Below are 18,876 nucleotides of genomic sequence, written 5' to 3'. Positions count from 1 at the left end.
CGATTCTGTGTACCGGCCCGCCATTCTTGCGGGCCGGTAGTCCTGTCAGTTGGCGACGATGTTGACCAGTTTGCCCGGTACCACGATGACCTTGCGGATGCTCAGGCCTTCGGTGAAACGCAGCACGTTTTCGTTGCTGCGGGCAGCGGCTTCGACGTCTTCGCGGCTGGCGCCGGCCGGCATTTCGATCTGGCCGCGCAGCTTGCCATTGACCTGGATGACCAGAACGATGCTGTCCTGCACCAGGGCGTTTTCATCCAGCGCCGGCCAGTCAGCATCGATCACCGCACCCTGGTGGCCCAGGCGATGCCACAGTTCGTGGCTGATGTGCGGGGTGATCGGGGCCAGCAGCAAGGCGACGGTTTCCAGGCCTTCGTGCAGCAGGGCGCGGTCCTGTTCGCTGGCTTGCGGGGCTTTTTCCAGCACGTTCATCAGGGTCATCACCTGAGCGATGGCGGTGTTGAACTTGTGGAACTGGCCGACGTCGGTGCTGGCTTGTTTGATTGCTGCGTGAATGGCACGGCGGACCACTTTCTGCGCATCGTCCAGCGCGGCGACGTCCAGCTTGCCCGGCAGGCCTTGGGCGACATGGGCCTGGGCCAGGCGCCAGACACGACGCAGGAAGCGGTTGGCACCTTCGACGCCGGAGTCGGACCACTCCAGGCTCATGTCAGGCGGCGAGGCGAACATCATGAACAGACGGCAGGTGTCGGCACCGTAGGCTTCGATCATTGCCTGCGGATCAACGCCGTTGTTCTTGGACTTGGACATCTTCTCGGTGCCGCCGATCTCGACCGGCAAGCCGTCGGTTTTCAGGCGCGCGCCGATGATCTTGGCCTTGGCGTCACGTTCGATTTCGACGTCAGCCGGGTTGAACCAGTCCTTGCCGCCGTTGCTGGCAACCCGGTAGTAGGTTTCGGCAACAACCATGCCTTGGGTCAGCAGGTTCTTGAAAGGCTCGTTGGAGCTGACCAGGCCTTCGTCACGCATCAGTTTGTGGAAGAAACGTGCGTAGAGCAGGTGCAGGATGGCGTGTTCGATGCCACCAATGTACTGGTCTACCGGCAGCCAGTGGTTGGCCGCTTTCGGGTCGACCAGGCCACCCTCGTAGTTCGGCGAGGCGTAACGGGCGAAGTACCAGGACGACTCGACGAAAGTGTCCATGGTGTCGGTTTCGCGCTTGGCCGCAGTGCCGCATTTCGGGCAGGTGCACTCGTAGAATTCAGGCATGCGTGCCAGTGGCGAGCCGGCGCCATCCGGTACCACGTCCTCGGGCAGCTTGACCGGCAACTGATCTTCCGGTACCGGCACATCGCCACAGGATGGGCAGTGGATGATCGGGATCGGGCAGCCCCAGTAGCGCTGGCGGCTGATGCCCCAGTCACGCAGGCGGAACTGGGTGCGCGATTTGCCCAGCTCTTTCTTGATCAGGGCCACTTCGATGGCATCGAACGCGCCCTGGAAGTCCAGGCCGTCGAATTCACCGGAGTTGATCAGCTGGCCGTACTCACCGCAGGCGGCATCCCACTCGGCAGCGACTTCGTCGCCCAGGCTGGTGCGAACAACGGCCTTGAACGGCAGGTTGTACTTTTTGGCGAACTCGAAATCGCGCTCGTCGTGGGCCGGAACGGCCATTACCGCGCCATCGCCGTAGTGCATCAACACATAGTTGGCGACCCATACCGGCAGTTTTTCACCGGTCAGTGGGTGCTCGACGAACAGCGAGGTGGCCAGGCCTTTTTTCTCCTGGGTGGCGACGTCGGCTTCAGCGACGCTGCCGCTCTTGCATTCATCGATGAACGCTTGCAGCTCGGGGTTGCCCTGGGCGGCCTGGGTGGCCAGCGGGTGCTCGGCGGCAACGGCTACGTAGGTGGCGCCCATCAGGGTGTCCGGACGGGTGGTGAAGACCTTCAGCGCCCCGGCGTGGCCAATGCTGGCCTGATCGAAGGGGAACTGCACTTCCATGCCACGGGACTTGCCGATCCAGTTGCGCTGCATGGTCTTGACCTGTTCTGGCCAGCCCGGCAGCTCGTCGAGGCTTTCCAGCAGCTCGTCGGCATAGTCGGTGATCTTGAAGTAGTACATCGGGATTTCGCGCTTCTCGATCAGCGCGCCCGAACGCCAGCCACGGCCGTCGATGACCTGCTCGTTGGCCAGTACGGTCTGGTCGGCCGGGTCCCAGTTCACGGTACCGTTTTTGCGGTAGATCACGCCTTTTTCGAACAGGCGGGTGAACAGCCACTGTTCCCAGCGGTAGTAATCCGGCTTGCAGGTGGTGACTTCGCGCGACCAGTCGAACGCCAGGCCCAGGCTCTTGAGCTGGGTCTTCATGTACTCGATGTTTTCGTAGGTCCACTTGGCCGGTGCGACGTTGTTCTTCATCGCAGCGTTTTCCGCCGGCATGCCGAAGGCGTCCCAACCCATTGGTTGCAGGACGTTCTTGCCCTGCATGCGCTGATAACGGGCGATCACGTCACCGATGGTGTAGTTACGCACGTGGCCCATGTGTAGCTTGCCGCTTGGGTACGGGAACATCGATAGGCAGTAGAAAGACTCCTTGCCTGGCTGTTCACTGACTTCAAAAGACTTTTGCTCGTCCCAGTACGACTGGGCGGCGGCTTCGATTTCGCGGGGCTGATAGAGTTCGTGCATGGCTACTTTGCGCTGAGAAATGGGAGACCTTATCCAGGCAGCGTGAAAACCGCTGCATCGGCAATCCGGTGTCAAAATGGTGAACGCCCTAGCATACATGACCCCTGTCCACCGAGGGAAACCCTGATTGCACCGCCAGAGGCGTTGCGGGCCGTTGGTCGCAGCGTCCGGCTGCTTTTTCGAGTGGCGCTAAGCTCACTTGTGGGGGGAGATATTTTATCTTCAATGAGGTGAACGGATGGGAGAGTCGCAGCTACAAGCAACAAAACCGGAGCTTTACGAACGGTTGATCGATCGTCTGGGGCTTGCTCTGGAGGTCGCCAGAACCTCTGTTCGGTTACGCGATGAAGTGCCTGCTGAATTGGAGTTGCGTGGTCTGAGCCGCGCTGAATTCGATGTGATCAAGGCCTATCTGGACTCCCTTCCAGAGGGCAGGCATGGATGCGCTGGCGCACGGCTATCAACGGAGCCGCCACCTTCGGCCAGCGTTGTCTGGCTCAAGGACAAGACACGCTCCACCACCACGGCAAAATCCAGAAAGCTGCAATTCAGGTAGCTACCCGGACTCCTTGGCGCAATGCGGAGTGCGCCCCTCTTTGCAAACACAAGAAGATCGGCATCTGACTCCTGACTATTGTTGCCAGGTGCCGATCCTCTTAGGCTGCGCACCTCCATGGAGGTGACTTGTGCCTATTCGTTATTTAATCAAGCAAATGATCCTGCCGCCCGGCGTGTTGTTCCTGCTGTTGCTCGCCGCCTGGTGGCTACGGCGTTCCTGGCCGCGTCTGTCTGCCTTGTGTTTTGTCCTGGGCTTGGGTGGTTTGTGGGTGATGAGCCTGCCGATTGTGGTTGAGCGTTCGGCGCGTATGCTGGAAACCGAGCCGGCCTTGAGCCATGAGCAATGGGCGCATCTGGCCGGGCAGGCGGATGCCATCGTGGTGCTGGGAGCCGGGCGTGAGCGCGGTGATCCGGCCTGGGACTACGTTGATCAACCCACGGGGGTGGCCATGGAGCGTCTGCGTTATGCGGCGCAGTTGGCCAAGGCATCGGGCCTGCCGCTGTTGATTACCGGTGGCTTGCACTATGGCACCCCACCTAGCGAGGCGCAGTTGATGGCCGATGCGCTGCAGCGTGATCTTGGCGTGAGCGTGCGCTGGAAGGAAGAGCGCAGCCGGACGACCTGGGAGAATGCCCAGCTGAGCGCCCAGATCCTCTTGCCTCAGGGCGTCAAGCGCGTGGTTGTGGTGACCCAGGCCTGGCATATGCAGCGTTCGCGCTGGAGTTTCGAGCGGGCGGGTTTTGTCGTGGTGCCGGCGCCAGTCGGTTTTCTCGGTCGTGATCATGCCCGGCCATTCGGTGGCTGGCTGCCGGAAAACAAGGCCATGTGGCAGAGCGGCCAACTGCTCAATGAGGCAGTCGGCCTGCTCGGTTACCGCCTGTTCTACTAGACGGTCTTGGCGATCCGGCTGGCCAGCAGGGCCCAGCCCAGCAGCAACGTGCAAAGAATAACCAGCGGCCAGGAACGCCACTGCAGGTACGGCGTGAGCTGCTGCATTGGAACCACTTCACCATAGAGGATGCCGCGTTCGAACTGCGGGATCTGTGCGGTGATGCGTCCGAATGGATCAATCAGCCCAGTGACGCCATTGTTGGTGGCGCGAATCATCCAGCGACCGGCTTCCAGCGCACGCATCTGGGCCATCTGCAGATGCTGCAGAGGGCCGATCGAGGTACCGAACCAGGTGTCGTTGCTGATGGTCAGAAGGATGTCGCTGCGGGCTGCCAGGCTTGCGGCGAACTCCGGGTAGACCACTTCGTAGCAGATGTACGGAGCAATCTGATAGCCTTTGGCCTGCAGTAGAGGCTGGTCGGCGGGGCCGCGGGCAAAGTCCGACATCGGCAGGTCGAAGAAGGCAATCAGGCCGCGAAGCATGTCCTGCAGCGGCACGTACTCACCAAATGGCACCAGCTTCTGCTTGAGGTAAGTGCCGTCGCCTTCACCGGTCACGGTGATGCCGTTGTAGTAACGACGTTGCTGGTGCACCACTTCACGTACCGGTACGCCGGTGATCAGCGCCGAATGACGGTCGGCGGCAAAGCTGCCCATCATGTCCAGGTAGCCCTGAGCTTGTTCCTTGAAGACCGGTACGGCGGTTTCCGGCCAGACCAGCAGGTCGACCGGTTTGGAGCTGAAGCTCATGTCGCGGTACAGGGCCAGCTGGGCGTTGACGTGTTCCGGGTTCCACTTCAGCTCCTGCTCGATATTCCCTTGCAGGGCCGCCACTGTCAGCGGCTTGCCGGCAGGTTCGGTCCAGGCGTGGTTCTTCAGGGCCAGGCCCACGGCCCAGGGCGCCAGCAACAGGGCGATGGCTACGGCCAGGAACGACTTGCGCTCACCTAGATGTGGCAGGTTGCACAGCAGGGCCGCACACAAGGCCAGGCAGAAGGAGATCAGCCACATGCCCCCGACCGGCGCCAGACCGGACAGCGGGCCATCGAGCTGACTGTAACCGGAATAAAGCCAGGGGAAGCCGGTGAGGAACCAGCCGCGAAAGGCTTCCTGGCCGACCCACAAGGCAGCGAAGCACAGGGCATCGGCCAATGGCGCCTCGTTGCGGCGCAGCCAGCGCGCCCAGATCCAGGCGGGCAGGGCGAAGAACCAGGCAATGGCGGCAAAGAATGCCACCAGCAAGCCCGTAGCCAGTAGCGGCGTGGCGCCGCCGTAGGTATTGATACTGACGTAGATCCAGCTGGTGCCGGCAGCGTACAAGCCGAAGCCGAAGCACCAGCCACGGCCCAGGGCCTGGCGTGGGCTCAGCTCACGCAGACCGAGGTAGAACAGGCCGACCGCCAGCAACGCCAGTGGCCAGATGTCGAACGGCGCCAGGGCCAGGGTGGTGATTGCACCGGCCGCCACGGCCAGCAGGTTACCGGGCCAGCCGGGGCGGGTGATCCAGCGCATGGTTGTCCTTAACGGGTGATAGGGGTCAGTCGCAGCAAGTGTATCCGGCGGCTATCGGCATTGAGGATGCGGAAGCGGTACGGGCCGATTTCGGTGGTCTCGTTACGCTTGGGCAGGTGGCCGAAGGCGCTCATGACCAGACCGCCAACGGTGTCGAACTCGTCGTCGGAAAACTGGCTGTCGAAGAACTCGTTGAAGTTCTCGATCGGGGTCAGCGCCTTGATCAGGAAGTCGCCGCTGGGCAACGGCTTGATGTAGCTGTCTTCCTCGACGTCGTGCTCGTCTTCGATGTCGCCGACGATCTGCTCAAGTACGTCTTCGATGGTAACCAGGCCCGCCACACCGCCGTATTCGTCGATGACGATGGCCATGTGGTTGTGGTTGGCGCGGAACTCACGCAACAGCACGTTCAGGCGCTTGGACTCGGGCACGAAGGTGGCCGGGCGCAGCAGGTCCTTGATGTTGAAGCTGTCGCCGTTCTCCTTGAGGATCAGCGGCAACAGGTCCTTGGCCAGCAAGACGCCGAGGACATCGTCATGGCTTTCGCCGATCACCGGGTAGCGCGAGTGCGCAGCGTCGATCACCGCTGGCAGGAACTCGCGTGGCGACTGTGTAGCCTTGATGCTGATCATCTGCGAGCGCGGCACCATGATGTCGCGCACTTGCAGGTCGGCGACCTGGATGGCGCCTTCGACAATGGTCAGCGCTTCGCTGTCGAGCAGCTTGTTCTGATGGGCTTCGCGCAGTAGCTCAAGCAGCTCCTGGCGGTTTTTCGGCTCATGGGCAAAAGCCTGGGTCAGTTTGCCCAGCCAGGACTTTTGCCCGTTGCTCGATCGATCTTCGCTCATGGCGGTTACTCGTGATCCTTGCAGATATCAGTGTGAGGTGCGTCGTGTTCGTCGTCGGCGTAAGGGTCCGGATGACCCAGTTCCGCAAGCAACTCTCGTTCCAGTGTTTCCATTTCTTCGGCCTCATCGTCTTCGATGTGGTCGTAGCCCAGCAGGTGCAGGCAGCCGTGGATCACCAGATGCGCCCAATGGGCTTGCAGCGCCTTGCCCTGTTCGGCGGCTTCGCGCTCGACCACGGCGATGCAGATCACCAGGTCGCCGAGCAGCGGGATGTCGAGCAGCTCATCGGGTACGTCGGCCGGGAACGACAGGACGTTGGTGGCGTAGTCTTTACCGCGCCAGGTGTGATTCAGTTCGCGGCCTTCGGCTTCGTCGACCAGGCGAATGGTCAGCTCCGAGTCAGCCGTGCGCTGGCGCAGGGCCAGCTCACACCATTGGCGGAACTGCTCTTCAGTCGGGTGCGGTGCATCACTTGCCAGCTGCAGATCGAGCTCAAGCATCGCGTTGTTTGCCTTCGGTCGGATTCTGCTGCTGACTGTCAAAGCGCTCGTAGGCCTCGACAATGCGTTGTACCAACGGGTGACGGACCACGTCCTTGGGCTGGAAGTGCGTGAAGCTGATGCCCGGCACGCCCTTGAGCACCTCGATGACGTGAGCCAGGCCCGACTTGGTGCCGCGCGGCAGGTCGACCTGGGTAATGTCGCCGGTGATTACTGCGGTGGAACCGAAACCGATACGGGTGAGGAACATCTTCATCTGCTCGACCGTGGTGTTCTGGCTCTCATCGAGGATGATGAAGCTGTTGTTCAGGGTGCGGCCACGCATGTAGGCCAGCGGGGCGATCTCGATCACCTGGCGCTCGATCAGTTTGGCCACATGTTCGAAGCCGAGCATTTCATACAGGGCGTCGTACAGCGGGCGCAGGTACGGGTCGATCTTCTGGGCCAGGTCGCCGGGCAGGAAACCGAGCTTTTCACCCGCTTCAACCGCCGGGCGCACCAGCAGGATGCGACGTACCTGTTCGCGTTCCAGCGCATCAACGGCGCAGGCCACGGCCAGGTAGGTCTTGCCGGTACCGGCCGGGCCGACGCCGAAGTTGATGTCGTTGCCGAGGATTTCTTTCACATAGCGCTGCTGGTTCAGCCCGCGTGGACGAATCATGCCCTTGCGTGTGCGCAGGGAAACACTGACTTCGTTGACGGCCGGGTTTTCCAGCTCCTGCACCGCAGATTCCTGCAGGAACAGGTGCACCATTTCCGGCGACAGCTCGGTGGCCTTGGTCTCGCGATAGAGGCGGCGCAGCAGATGCTCGGCGGAGGAGGTGTGTTTGGGTTCGCCGATCAATTCGAACTGATTGCCGCGGTTGCGGATTTCGATAGCCAGGCGCTGTTCAATCAGGCGCAAATGCTCGTCGAACTGCCCGCACAGATTGGCGAAGCGATGGGCCTCGAAGGGTTCGAGGATGAAACGATGAGGTTCTATGGGTGCGTTCAAGGTCGTTTTTCAGCCGCCCTACGGCAATGGAGATGGACTCAAGGATAACCCTAGCCGCTGCAGGGCGAAAGCGCTGAAACGATCAAGGGTCGCCGGGCCAGTGTTGCGGCCCGGCTGGACAGGTCAGTGCGCGAGCGAACCGAACAGCGAATGCGGGCGGGCGTCGTCGATATGGATGTCGACGAACTGGCCGATCAGCTTCGCATTGTCGCAGCGGAAGTTGACGATACGGTTATTCTCGGTGCGCCCCTGCAATTGGCCCGGGTCGCGACGCGAGTAGTCGGTGACCAGGATGCGCTGCACCGTGCCGACCATTTGTCGGCTGATCTCGAACCCTTGGGTGTCGAGGCGATGCTGCAGGGCTTTGAGGCGCTCCTTTTTCACTTCTTCCGGGGTCTCGTCGGGCAGGTCGGAGGCCGGGGTGCCGGGGCGCTGGCTGTAGACGAAGGAGTAGGAAAAGTCGAACCCGACCTCGGCGACCAGCTTCATGGTCTGCTCGAAGTCTTTCTCGGTTTCACCCGGGAAGCCGACGATAAAGTCCGAGCTGATGCAGATGCCGGGTACGGCAGCCTTGAGTTTGCGCAGCTTGGACTTGTATTCGAGGATGGTGTGGTTGCGCTTCATTGCTGCCAGCACACGGTCAGAGCCCGATTGCACCGGCAGGTGCAGGTGTTTGACCAGCTCGGGCACCTCGGCGTGGGCCTGGATCAGGCTGTCGGAAAACTCCAGCGGATGCGAGGTGGTGTAGCGGATGCGGTCGATGCCATCCACTGCCGCCACTACCCTGATCAGTTCCGCCAGGTCGGCCAGGCGACCATCGTGGGTCTGGCCGCGATAGCCGTTGACGTTCTGTCCCAGCAGGGTGATCTCGCGTACACCGTTCTCGGCCAGGTGGATGACTTCGGACAGCACGTCGTCGAACGGTCGGCTGACTTCTTCGCCGCGGGTGTAGGGCACCACGCAGAAGGTGCAGTACTTGCTGCAACCTTCCATGACCGAGACATAGGCGGTCGGCCCGTCGATGCGCGGCTCGGGCAGGTGGTCGAATTTTTCGATTTCCGGGAACGACACGTCGACCTGCGGCAGGCGCGTGGTGCGGGCGGCATCGATCATTTCCGGCAAACGGTGCAAGGTCTGCGGGCCGAATACCACGTCGACATACGGCGCCCGTTTGCGGATCGATTCGCCTTCCTGGCTGGCCACGCAACCGCCGACGGCGATAACCATGTCCGGCTTCAGGTCCTTCAGTTCGCGCCAGCGGCCCAGCTGGGAGTAGACCCGGTCCTGGGCGCGCTCGCGGATCGAGCAGGTATTGAGCAGGATCACGTCGGCGTCTTCGGCCCGTGCAGTGACCTCCAGGGCTTGATGTTCACCCAGCAAGTCGACCATGCGCGAGCTGTCGTACTCGTTCATCTGGCAACCGTGGGTTTCGATATAAAGCTTCTTGGCCATGGGAGATCATCAGGTAATTCGAAGAACCGCACATTATAAGGGCCTGGGGCGGTGGATCCTAGCGTTGTCGGTCCGGGGGCTATGATATAGTTTGCGCTTTCTTTACAACCTATGACTGTCCCCGCCGAAATGAGCAAACGTGAAGCGCCTATCTACAAAGTGATCTTTCTCAACCAGGGTCAGGTATTCGAGATGTATGCCAAGCAGATCTACCAGAGCGATCTGTGGGGCTTTCTTGAAATAGAGGAATTTGTCTTCGGCGAACGCACCCAGGTGGTGGTCGATCCGAGCGAAGAAAAGCTCAAGGCGCAATTCGAAGGCGTGGTGCGCAGCTTTGTGCCGATGCACTCGATCGTGCGTATCGATGAGGTCGAGCGCTTGGGAACGCCAAAAATCAGTGAGGCACGTGGTGTCAGTAATGTGATGCCGTTTCCGATGCCGATGCCGGAAAAATAAGCCCGGGCTTCAGGGCAGTGGCGAGAAGGGTGTACGTCCTTCGGCGGTCTGCAGTTCCAGCAGGTACTTGCGAAAGATCTGTCCCAATACCTGGGTCGCCACTTCAAGATCTTCACGGGGCATTTGCTCGGAGACCTCATCGGCCAGGTCCAGGGCCTCTTCGGCGCCATTGACTGCCGCCATTTTCAGCACGATGTACGCCTGTACATTGTTGGCCGCGACACCTTCGCCTTTGAAAAACATGCTGCCCAGACGGTACTGAGCTTGAGCGTGGCCTTGCAGTGAGGCTTGCTCGAAGTAGTTCAGGGCTTGTTTGAGGTCGCGTGGCGTATTAGTGCCTTCATAATAGAATTCACCGAGCTCGTATTGGGCCTGGGCATCACCTTCCTGCGCGGCCTGCTGGCAGGCGGCCAAGGCTTGGGGCAGGTCTTCGGGCTGGGAATTGAGGGTGCAGCGGCCCGTTGCCGGAATCAGCAACGAGTTACCGCCTGCTGAGGCCAGCAGGGGCTGAAGAAGCAACAGGCAGCCCAGGGCGAGGGCGCGGCCGGTGCGGTTCATGGGGATCGACTTACCTCTGCAAAGCTGCGGCCAAAGTGTCTGGTGGCACATTATGGGATAAGCAACGCCTACCTTACAAAGTCTTTACTCGATTTTCTGCTGAGGAGCCCTCGGTAGGAGCGGGCTTGCCCCGCGATTGCGCTGTGTCAGCCGCATCGTCTCGCGGGGCAAGCCCGCTCCCACCGTTTAGTTCTTGAGCTTGGCGAACGCCCGCTCGGCGGCATCCAGGGTGATCTTCAGCTCGGTTTCGCCGTGGGCAATTGAGGTGAAACCGGCCTCGAAGGCGCTTGGCGCCAGGTACACACCGCCTTCAAGCATCAGGTGGAAGAAGCGCTTGAAGCGTTCGGCATCGCTGGCCATCACGTCATCGAAGGTGACGATATCGTCAGCACCGCTGAAGTACAGGCCGAACATGCCCCCGGCCTGCGTGGTGACGAACGGAATGCCAGCGGCATCGGCGCGCTGCTGCAGGCCGTCGAGCAGACGGCTGGTGTAGTCGCTGAGCTCGGCGTGGAAACCCGGGCGGCTGATCAGTTTCAAGGTGGTCAGGCCTGCGGCCATGGCCAGCGGGTTGCCCGACAGGGTGCCGGCCTGGTAGACCGGGCCCAGCGGTGCAATCCGCTCCATGATCTTGCGCTTGCCGCCGAAGCAGCCAACAGGCATGCCGCCACCCACGATCTTGCCGAAGGTCGACAGGTCCGGGGTCACGCCGTAATGCGCCTGCGCGCCGCCCAGGGCCACGCGGAAGCCGGTCATCACTTCGTCGAAAATCAGTACCACGCCGTGTTTGTCGCACAGCGAGCGCAGGCCTTCGAGGAAGCCTGGCGCCGGCGGCACGCAGTTCATGTTGCCGGCCACCGGCTCGACGATGATGCACGCCACTTCCTGGCCGACTTCAGCGAGCATGGTCTCGACCGCATCGATGTCGTTGAACGGCAGGGTCAGGGTGTGTTTGGCAAAGGCTGCTGGCACGCCCGCGGAGCTTGGCACGCCCTGGGTCAGCAGGCCGGAGCCGGCTTTTACCAGCAGGCTGTCGGAGTGGCCGTGGTAGCAACCTTCGAACTTGATGATGCTGTCACGGCCGGTGTAGCCGCGGGCCAGACGAATGGCGCTCATGGTGGCTTCGGTGCCGGAACTGACCATGCGCACCATCTCCATCGACGGCACGATCGAGCAGACCAGGTCGGCCATCTCGGTTTCCATGGCAGTCGGGGCACCGTAAGACAAGCCGTGTTCCAGCTGCTTGCGCACCGAGTCGAGCACGTCCGGGTGGCTGTGGCCAAGGATCATCGGGCCCCAGGAGCCGACGTAGTCGACGTAGCGCTTGTCATCTTCGTCGGTGACGTAGGCGCCTTCGGCATGCTTGAAGAACAGCGGCGTGCCGCCAACACTCTTGAACGCCCGCACCGGCGAGTTGACGCCTCCGGGGATATGTTTCTGGGCGTTGGCGAACAGGGTTTCGGAACGAGACATGATGGGCTCTCTCAATCAGGCAGATGCGAACAGGGCGTTGAAGGCGCGGGCACGGCGAGTAACTTCTTGCGTGCTGTCGGCGCCGAACAGGCCATGAATCACCGCCAGCAGGTCGGCGCCATGGGCGACCAGCGGGGCGGCGTTGTCCAGGGTAATGCCGCCGATTACGCAGATCGGCAGTTTAAGCCGGGCCCGGGCTTGATCCAGCAAGGCAGTATCGGCGGCTGGCGCGCCCGGCTTGGTCACGGAATTGAAGAAGCGGCCAAAGGCGACGTAACTGGCGCCTTCGCGCGCGGCTTGCTCGGCCAGCTCAAACTGGGCGTGGCAGGTCGAGCCGATGATCGCCTCGCGGCCGAGCAGGGTGCGTGCCGGGGTCAGCGGGCCATCGGTCTGGCCCAGGTGCACACCGACACCCAGGCGCGCGGCCAGCTCGGCATCGTCGTTGATGATCAGTTGGGTCTTGTAGCGTGCGCAAAGCTCGGCCAGGGCTTCGGCCTCGCGCAGGCGACGGGATTGGTCCTGGCTCTTGTCGCGGTATTGCAGCAGGGTCACGCCGCCCTCAAGGGCCGCTTCGACATAGGGCAGAAACTTGCCGGCCAGCAGTTGACTGTCGGTGATGGCATACAGACCACGTAGCTTCATCTAGGGACCTCGGGCTCAGGAACAGAAATCCAGGGGTAGGCGACGCGGCACATATTGGCCTTTGCCCAGTTGTTCGGCATCGCGCAGGGTTCGCCAGGTGTAGTCCAGGGCCGAACGTACGGCGCTATGCAGTTGCTCGCCGAGGGCCAGGCGACCGGCCAGGGCGCTGGCCAGGGTGCAGCCCGAGCCGTGGTAGCTGCCAGGCAGGCGTTGGCAGGTCCAGGTGTGACGCTGTCCATCACGGCTGTACAGGCGGTTGTGGATTTCGTGTTCGTCACCGTGACCGCCGGTGATCAGCAGGTGTCTGACGAAGGGCAGCAGTTTTTCTGCGCATTCGTCCGCGCTGCCATCAGGCAGTTCGGCGAGGATGCGGGCTTCGGGCAGGTTCGGGGTAGCGATGGTGGCCAGCGGCAACAGGCGTTCGCGCATGGCGTAGCCGACTTCGTCCTTGCCCAGGCGGCCACCGCCGCCAGCGCGCAGCACCGGGTCGCAGACCAGCGGTAGATGCGGATGGGCACTGAGCAGTTCGACTACGGTGTCGACCATGTCCAGCGAGCCGAGCATGCCCAGCTTGACTGCTGCGACCGTGGAATCGGACAGTACGGCGTTGGCCTGGGCCAGCACCCACTCGCGGTCGAGCACACGGAAGTCAGTGACATTGACGGTATCCTGCACGGTCAGGGCGGTCACGGCGGGAGCGGCGTGGCAACCTTGAGCGATCAGGGCTTCGATATCTGCCTGCAAGCCGGCGCCGCCACTGGGGTCGTGGCCGGAGAGACAGAGGACAACGGGGCGGGAGCTGTAGGTATTCATGGTGCGCGAGCTTACCACCAAACGCTTTTGTCGGGTCTGCCCCCCGCCAGGCTTTTCTGGTCACTTGGTCAGTAAATTAATTTGTATGTCGCTAAAAGTGCCGTTCTAGAGCCTTCTGTTCAGATTTTTATGTGGCGTATGGTAGTGCTGAAAAGCTATGCTAGAGTGCTCAAACAACCGATAACGGTTACTGCCGGATCGCGTCGCCTCAAACGGACAGGAGGCTACCGCGACACGACCGGGACAGACCATGCTGGGGCTGTATGCGCTATTTGCTGATTGTTGTGCTGGGCTGGTTGCCACTGCTGGCCACGGCGGTTGATTTCGACGACTCGACGCGCAGCTTGCCCTTGGGGCGGGTGATGCAGGTATTCGAAGACCGCGATGGCAATGCCAGCATCGCGCAGGTCAGTGCCCCTTCGTTCAGTGAGCATTTTCGTACGCATCAAGCCGATGTGTTGAATGCCGGTTACTCGACCTCGGTGTTCTGGATCCGCCTCGATCTGCGCTACACAGCGTTGCCTTCGGCCGCGCCGCGCAGCTGGCTGCTGGAGCTGGCCTACCCGCCACTGGACCATCTGGAGCTTTACCTGCCTGACAGCAGCGGCACCTTGCGCCTGGTCCAGCGCACCGGTGACGCACTGCCGTATGCCAGTCGCCAGATCGAACAGAACAACTACCTGTTCGAATTACCTTTCAGCCCAGGACAGACCACCACCGCCTACTTGCGCTTGCACAGCCAGGGTTCAATACAGGCGCCGTTGACCTTATGGTCCACCGAGGCCTATCTGGAAGCACAGCCGACCCGCCTTTATGTGCTCGGCCTGATTTATGGCGTGCTGCTGGGGATGCTGGTCTACAACCTGTTTATCTACCTCAGCGTACGCGACACCAGTTACCTCTACTACATCCTCTATATCGCCTCGTTCGGCCTCTATCAGGTATCGGTCAACGGCGCAGCGGTGGCTTACTTCTGGCCTGACAGCCCCTGGTGGGCGAACGCCGCCACGCCACTGTTCATCGGTGCGTCAGGATTGTTCGGTTGTCAGTTTGCCCGTAGCTTCCTGCAGATGGCCCGGCACAGTCGCGTCTTCGATGGCCTGCTCAGCGTGCTGATGGCCTGTGGCGGGGTGGTCATGCTGCTGTCGCTGATCAGCAGCTACGGCATCGCCCTGCGTCTGGCTACGGCCCTGGCGTTGCTGTTCACCGTGACTATCTTCGCCGCCGGGGTATATGCCTGGCGGCGCGGTCTGCGGGTGGCGCGTTATTTCATCATCGCCTGGACGGCATTCCTGCTTGGCGGCCTGGTCAATACCTTGATGGTGCTGGGCTACCTGCCCAATGTGTTCCTGACCATGTATGCCAGCCAGATCGGTTCGGCCCTGGAGGTTTGCCTGCTGTCGCTGGCCCTGGCCGACCGTATCAACAGCATGCGTGACCAGCAGGCCCAGGCCCTGCGCGAGACAGGCCGGGCCCTGGAAGTGCTTAACCAGCAACTGGCCAACAGCAACCGCTTGAAGGATGAGTTCCTGGCCACGGTGACCCATGAACTGCGCACGCCGATGAACGGAGTGATCGGTTCGCTGGAGCTGATGCAGACAGTGCCCATGACGCACGAGTTGGCTCAGTACCAGCGCACGGCCAGTTACGCCGCCCAGGAGATGATGGGCATGGTCGACGATATCCTGATCCTCACTGAACTGCAGGCCGGTCGCCTCAGTGCGCAAAACGCACCGTTCGGCTTGCGCAACCTGTTGCAGGAGCTGCGCAGCAAGTACGCGGCAGCGGCGCTGGTCAAGGGGCTGTACCTGAATCTGGACACGCCGGCCGATTTGCCTGAGTTGCTGGTCGGCGACCGGCATAAACTGGCCCTGTGCATCAGCTACCTGCTCGACAACGGGATCAAGTTCACCCATGAGGGTGGGGTCATGCTGCAGGTGCGCGGGCGCTTGCAAGGGCCGGGGCTGCTGGGTCTGACCATCAGTGTCAGTGACAGCGGCATCGGCTTTGATCGCCTCGCCGAGCCAGGTCTGTATCAGCGCTTCTTCCAGGTCGATGGCTCGATGAGTCGCCAGTACGGAGGCCTGGGCATCGGTCTGGCGATCTGCCGGCAGCTGGCCGAGTTGATCGGGGCGCGCTTGCAGCATGAGTCCAGTCCGGGGCTGGGCAGCCGTTTCGAACTGGTGCTGAGCCTTGCCTTGAGCCAACCGCAGACGCTGGCCAAGTCCGGGCCAAATCGCGGCTAGTTAGGCGTTTTTGTCACTTTGACCGGGGGGCGCGGCGTGATTCACTGAAATTTCAGTCACGTCCGGATCCAGGAGGCCCCCTGATGAACCTGCACCAGTACGCTGAAACCCATGAAGTCACCAACCAGCCACCCTCGCTGGACGGGGCCAATCTGTATCGCATCGACCTGCCGCTGCAGCAATGGTCGCGGCATTATGGGGCAGGCTGGGCTGAGGCCCGGATCGACGCGTACGGGGCGTTGGCGGGCGGGCCGCTGATGGCCGCCGGGTTTCTGGCCAACCAGCACAAGCCGCAATTCAGCAGCCATGACCGTTATGGCCATCGTATCGACCTGGTGGAGTTTCATCCGGCCTACCACGAGCTGATGCGCACGGCCATCGAGCACGGCTTGCCGTCGCTGCCGTGGACCGACCCGCGCGAGGGCGCCCACGTTGCCCGGGCCTCGATGACCTATTTGCACACTCAAGCGGAAGCCGGCAGCGGATGCCCGCTGACCATGACCTTTGCCGCGGTGCCTGCACTCAAGTTGCAGCCGGAACTGGCGCAATACTGGCTGCCCAAGGTCCTGGCCACCGAGTATGACCCGCGCAACATCGGTGACCGGCACAAGGCCGGAGTAACCCTGGGCATGGCCATGACTGAAAAGCAGGGTGGCACCGATGTTCGCGCCAATACCACCCGTGCTTACCCCGTGGGCGCGCCAGGGCCGGGCCAGGCCTACGAACTGGTCGGGCACAAATGGTTCTGTTCGGCACCGATGTGTGATGCCTTCCTGACCCTGGCCCAGACTGACAAGGGTTTGAGTTGTTTCCTGCTGCCGCGCCATCGCCCGGATGACAGCCGCAACCAGTTCTATATCCAGCGCCTGAAGAACAAGCTCGGCAACTGCTCCAACGCCTCCAGTGAAGTGGAGTTCCGTGGCGCCATGGCATGGATGATCGGCGAGGAAGGCCGTGGTGTGCCGACCATCATCGAAATGGTCGCCATGACCCGTTTCGACTGCATGGTCGGCTCCAGTGCCCTGATGCGTCAGGCCCTGACCCAGGCCGCTCATCATTGTGCACATCGCCAGGTCGGCGGACGGCTGCTGGCCGAGCAACCGCTGATGCAGAACGTCCTCGCTGACCTGGCCCTGGAAAGCGAAGCAGCGCTGGCCCTGAGCCTGCGCATGGGGCATGCCCTCGACCAGCCGGATGACCCGCAGCAGGCCCGTTTTGCCCGGCTGATCACCGCCGTTGGCAAGTACTGGATCTGCAAGCGTGCCCCGGCAATGATCAACGAGGCGGCCGAGTGCATGGGCGGCGCGGGGTATGTTGAAGACAGCATCCTGCCGCGCCTGTACCGCGAAGCGCCGGTCAATTCGACCTGGGAAGGTTCCGGCAATGTCCAGTGCCTGGATGTGCTGCGTGCCCTGTCCAAAGAGCCGGGTGTGCTCGATGTGCTGTTCGCTGAGCTGGGTGACGGCCACGGCGATCCGCGCCTGGCGGCGCATATCGGCAATCTCAAGGCGGCCTTTGCCGACACCGGCGATATTCAGTACCGCGCCCGTCAACTCAGCGAAGACATCGCTCTGGGCCTGCAAGCCAAGCTGTTGCTGGAGGCGGGCAATGCCACGGTCAGCGATGCTTTTATCGGCAGCCGCCTGGGCGGCAGTGGCCGGGTTTACGGTGTGCTGCCACGGGGCATCGCTGTTGGCGAACTGGTGGCACGGTCGACGCCGAACTGGCCGCTCTAACGTGCGTGCCTTTGCCTGAATAAGTAGGCAAGATGGGTACATGCATGTCAGACAGGAAGTACATTGTGAGCCGCACTGATGAAGCCTTCGTTGTCGTAGAAACCGCCGAGCAGGCCGTCGATCGTTTGGCGGCCCTGCACGAGAAATCCACCGCGGCCCTGAGCCAGGCGCTCAAGCGCTACCTCAAGGACCGCACCGAGCCGAATGCCGAAGAGCGCGCACTGTTCCGCTACCCGGAACTGCGCCTGACCTACGAGTACCACGGTGAGGTGCCGGCCACCACCCGGGCCTACGCCAAAGTCCAGCTGCCGGGCACTTACAGTGTCACCGTGACCCATCCTGCAGCCTTCCGAGGCTACCTGCTTGAGCAGTTGAAGCCACTGATGCGTGATTTCACCGTCACTGTCGAAGTCGGTGTCAGCCAGCAGAATATTCCTTACCCCTACGTGGTCGAGCAGGGCGACGAACTGGCCGGTAGCGGTATCACTGCCGCCGCGCTGGCGCGGGTATTCCCCAGCACCGACCTGTCGGCCGCCACCGATGGTATTGCCGATGGCCTGTACGACTGGGCCAACGTCGATCCTTTGCCGCTGGCGCTGTTCGATGCGGCACGAGTGGACTTCTCTCTGCGCCGTCTGGTGCATTACACCGGCAGTGACTGGCGCCATGTGCAGCCGTGGATCCTGCTGACCAACTACCACCGCTATGTCGACCAGTTCGTCAGTCATGGCCTGGAGCAACTGCGCGATGACCCGCGTTTCGTGCGCATGGTCCTGCCGGGCAATGTAATCATCGAAAAGAGCATGGACAACGGCGAGGCCCAGTCGCTGGTGGCAAGTGTGGTCTGGCACCGTTACCAGATGCCGGCTTATCACCTGATCGCCGCCGACGGCGATGGCATCACCCTGGTCAACATCGGTGTCGGCCCCTCCAACGCCAAGAACATCACCGACCACCTGGCGGTGCTGCGTCCGCACTGCTGGCTGATGATCGGTCACTGCGGTGGCTTGCGGCAGTCGCAGACCATCGGCGATTACGTGCTGGCCCACGCTTATATGCGTCGTGACGGCATTCTTGATCGGGTGGTGCCGCCGCATATTCCGATTCCGGCCCTGGCCGAGGTGCAGATGGCGTTGCAGGAGGCGGCGGCGCAAGTGACCGGTGAGCGTGGCGACGAGCTGAAAAAGCGTCTGCGTACCGGCACCGTATTGACCTACGACGATCGTAACTGGGAGCTGCGCTGGGCCCAGGAGCGTCCGTTGATCAACCTGTCACGGGCGGTGGCGGTCGACATGGAAAGCGGCACTATCGCTGCTCAGGGTTACCGCTTGCGCGTGCCTTATGGCACTTTGCTGTGTGTTTCGGACAAGCCGCTGCACAGCGAGATCAAACTGCCAGGCGCGGCCAACGCCTTCTACAATCGGGCAGTCAGTCAGCACCTGAAAATCGGTATCGCCGCACTGGATCTGCTGCGCACCGAGCTGCATTCGCTGCACTCGCGTAAACTGCGCAGCTTCGACGAGCCGCCGTTCCGCTGAGGCCCC

At 62.0% G+C, this 18,876-nt stretch carries 16 protein-coding genes; 6 read left to right on the top strand and 10 right to left on the bottom strand.

The annotated features are described in order from the left end of the window. Positions 1–45 precede the first annotated feature (45 nt). On the bottom strand, positions 46–2,652 hold the full coding sequence (leuS, locus tag C6382_RS12165) for a leucine--tRNA ligase (protein WP_107024723.1): 2,607 nt from the start codon (positions 2,650–2,652) through the stop codon (positions 46–48). A 238-nt stretch (positions 2,653–2,890) separates the two neighbouring features. Between leuS and C6382_RS12160 the strand changes: the two genes are divergently transcribed. Continuing rightward, positions 2,891–3,208: a hypothetical protein gene (locus C6382_RS12160; RefSeq protein ID WP_107024722.1), complete on the top strand. Its 318-nt coding sequence runs from the start codon at positions 2,891–2,893 to the stop codon at positions 3,206–3,208. 130 nt (positions 3,209–3,338) lie between these two features. Beyond that, on the top strand, positions 3,339–4,100 hold the full coding sequence (locus C6382_RS12155; RefSeq protein ID WP_107024721.1) for a YdcF family protein: 762 nt from the start codon (positions 3,339–3,341) through the stop codon (positions 4,098–4,100). Here C6382_RS12155 and lnt read toward each other — a convergent pair. The 5 genes from lnt to miaB all read right to left on the bottom strand — a co-directional run bounded on the left by lnt (position 4,097) and on the right by miaB (position 9,408). Further along, complete coding sequence (gene lnt, locus C6382_RS12150; RefSeq protein ID WP_107024720.1) at positions 4,097–5,614, bottom strand: apolipoprotein N-acyltransferase; 1,518 nt, start codon at positions 5,612–5,614, stop codon at positions 4,097–4,099. The two genes, C6382_RS12155 and lnt, sit on opposite strands and share 4 nt — an antisense overlap. Positions 5,615–5,622: 8 nt before the next feature. Then, on the bottom strand, positions 5,623–6,462 hold the full coding sequence (locus C6382_RS12145) for an HlyC/CorC family transporter (protein ID WP_107024719.1): 840 nt from the start codon (positions 6,460–6,462) through the stop codon (positions 5,623–5,625). Between the two features lie 5 nt (positions 6,463–6,467). Beyond that, on the bottom strand, positions 6,468–6,962 hold the full coding sequence (gene ybeY / locus C6382_RS12140; protein WP_107024718.1) for an rRNA maturation RNase YbeY: 495 nt from the start codon (positions 6,960–6,962) through the stop codon (positions 6,468–6,470). Then, positions 6,955–7,956 carry a PhoH family protein gene (locus tag C6382_RS12135; RefSeq protein ID WP_107024717.1) on the bottom strand — a complete coding sequence of 334 codons (1,002 nt, stop codon included), beginning with the start codon at positions 7,954–7,956 and terminating at the stop codon, positions 6,955–6,957. Before C6382_RS12135 ends, ybeY begins: the two co-directional genes overlap by 8 nt. Before the next feature lie 123 nt (positions 7,957–8,079). Then, on the bottom strand, positions 8,080–9,408 hold the full coding sequence (gene miaB, locus C6382_RS12130; protein ID WP_107024716.1) for a tRNA (N6-isopentenyl adenosine(37)-C2)-methylthiotransferase MiaB: 1,329 nt from the start codon (positions 9,406–9,408) through the stop codon (positions 8,080–8,082). A gap of 129 nt (positions 9,409–9,537) precedes the next feature. Between miaB and C6382_RS12125 the strand changes: the two genes are divergently transcribed. Continuing rightward, a complete protein-coding gene (locus C6382_RS12125) occupies positions 9,538–9,864 on the top strand; it encodes a DUF1820 family protein (protein ID WP_107024822.1) in 327 nt (108 codons plus the stop codon). A gap of 9 nt (positions 9,865–9,873) precedes the next feature. Here the strand turns inward: C6382_RS12125 and C6382_RS12120 are convergent, their stop codons facing one another. The 4 genes from C6382_RS12120 to C6382_RS12105 form a co-directional block, all read right to left on the bottom strand. Then, on the bottom strand, positions 9,874–10,422 hold the full coding sequence (locus C6382_RS12120) for a tetratricopeptide repeat protein (protein ID WP_107024715.1): 549 nt from the start codon (positions 10,420–10,422) through the stop codon (positions 9,874–9,876). A gap of 186 nt (positions 10,423–10,608) precedes the next feature. After that, on the bottom strand, positions 10,609–11,895 hold the full coding sequence (hemL, locus tag C6382_RS12115; protein WP_107024714.1) for a glutamate-1-semialdehyde 2,1-aminomutase: 1,287 nt from the start codon (positions 11,893–11,895) through the stop codon (positions 10,609–10,611). Between the two features lie 15 nt (positions 11,896–11,910). Continuing rightward, on the bottom strand, positions 11,911–12,537 hold the full coding sequence (gene thiE / locus C6382_RS12110) for a thiamine phosphate synthase (protein ID WP_107024713.1): 627 nt from the start codon (positions 12,535–12,537) through the stop codon (positions 11,911–11,913). A gap of 15 nt (positions 12,538–12,552) precedes the next feature. Continuing rightward, entirely contained in the window at positions 12,553–13,350 is a 798-nt protein-coding gene (locus tag C6382_RS12105) for a hydroxymethylpyrimidine/phosphomethylpyrimidine kinase (RefSeq protein ID WP_107024712.1), read from the bottom strand. A 263-nt stretch (positions 13,351–13,613) separates the two neighbouring features. Between C6382_RS12105 and C6382_RS12100 the strand changes: the two genes are divergently transcribed. The 3 genes from C6382_RS12100 (at position 13,614) to amn (ending at position 18,870) form a co-directional block, all read left to right on the top strand. Beyond that, positions 13,614–15,596: a hybrid sensor histidine kinase/response regulator gene (locus C6382_RS12100; RefSeq protein ID WP_107024711.1), complete on the top strand. Its 1,983-nt coding sequence runs from the start codon at positions 13,614–13,616 to the stop codon at positions 15,594–15,596. Between the two features lie 83 nt (positions 15,597–15,679). Beyond that, positions 15,680–17,332, top strand: coding sequence for an acyl-CoA dehydrogenase family protein (locus C6382_RS12095; protein WP_107024710.1), 1,653 nt, complete (start codon positions 15,680–15,682; stop codon positions 17,330–17,332). A gap of 32 nt (positions 17,333–17,364) precedes the next feature. Continuing rightward, the gene (gene amn / locus C6382_RS12090; RefSeq protein ID WP_371919616.1) at positions 17,365–18,870 is read left to right on the top strand and encodes an AMP nucleosidase; all 1,506 of its coding nucleotides are present in this window, start codon (positions 17,365–17,367) and stop codon (positions 18,868–18,870) included. The last annotated feature ends 6 nt before the right edge of the window (positions 18,871–18,876 follow it).

The sequence above is a fragment of the Pseudomonas sp. BBP2017 genome (assembly GCF_003024385.1).
In the GTDB taxonomy this organism is placed as follows: Bacteria; Pseudomonadota; Gammaproteobacteria; order Pseudomonadales; family Pseudomonadaceae; genus Aquipseudomonas.
This window is presented reverse-complemented; position numbering and strand designations above follow the sequence as displayed.

Bases quoted from the DNA above. Each gene is read 5' to 3' on its own strand.
- C6382_RS12120 (WP_107024715.1), bottom strand. From the start codon at position 10,422: ATGAACCGCACCGGCCGCGCCCTCGCCCTGGGCTGCCTGTTGCTTCTT.
- C6382_RS12145 (WP_107024719.1), bottom strand. From the start codon at position 6,462: ATGAGCGAAGATCGATCGAGCAACGGGCAAAAGTCCTGGCTGGGCAAA.
- amn (WP_371919616.1), top strand. From the start codon at position 17,365: ATGGGTACATGCATGTCAGACAGGAAGTACATTGTGAGCCGCACTGAT.
- hemL (WP_107024714.1), bottom strand. From the start codon at position 11,895: ATGTCTCGTTCCGAAACCCTGTTCGCCAACGCCCAGAAACATATCCCC.
- thiE (WP_107024713.1), bottom strand. From the start codon at position 12,537: ATGAAGCTACGTGGTCTGTATGCCATCACCGACAGTCAACTGCTGGCC.
- miaB (WP_107024716.1), bottom strand. From the start codon at position 9,408: ATGGCCAAGAAGCTTTATATCGAAACCCACGGTTGCCAGATGAACGAG.
- C6382_RS12105 (WP_107024712.1), bottom strand. From the start codon at position 13,350: ATGAATACCTACAGCTCCCGCCCCGTTGTCCTCTGTCTCTCCGGCCAC.
- C6382_RS12125 (WP_107024822.1), top strand. From the start codon at position 9,538: ATGAGCAAACGTGAAGCGCCTATCTACAAAGTGATCTTTCTCAACCAG.
- C6382_RS12100 (WP_107024711.1), top strand. From the start codon at position 13,614: ATGCGCTATTTGCTGATTGTTGTGCTGGGCTGGTTGCCACTGCTGGCC.
- leuS (WP_107024723.1), bottom strand. From the start codon at position 2,652: ATGCACGAACTCTATCAGCCCCGCGAAATCGAAGCCGCCGCCCAGTCG.
- ybeY (WP_107024718.1), bottom strand. From the start codon at position 6,962: ATGCTTGAGCTCGATCTGCAGCTGGCAAGTGATGCACCGCACCCGACT.
- lnt (WP_107024720.1), bottom strand. From the start codon at position 5,614: ATGCGCTGGATCACCCGCCCCGGCTGGCCCGGTAACCTGCTGGCCGTG.
- C6382_RS12095 (WP_107024710.1), top strand. From the start codon at position 15,680: ATGAACCTGCACCAGTACGCTGAAACCCATGAAGTCACCAACCAGCCA.
- C6382_RS12160 (WP_107024722.1), top strand. From the start codon at position 2,891: ATGGGAGAGTCGCAGCTACAAGCAACAAAACCGGAGCTTTACGAACGG.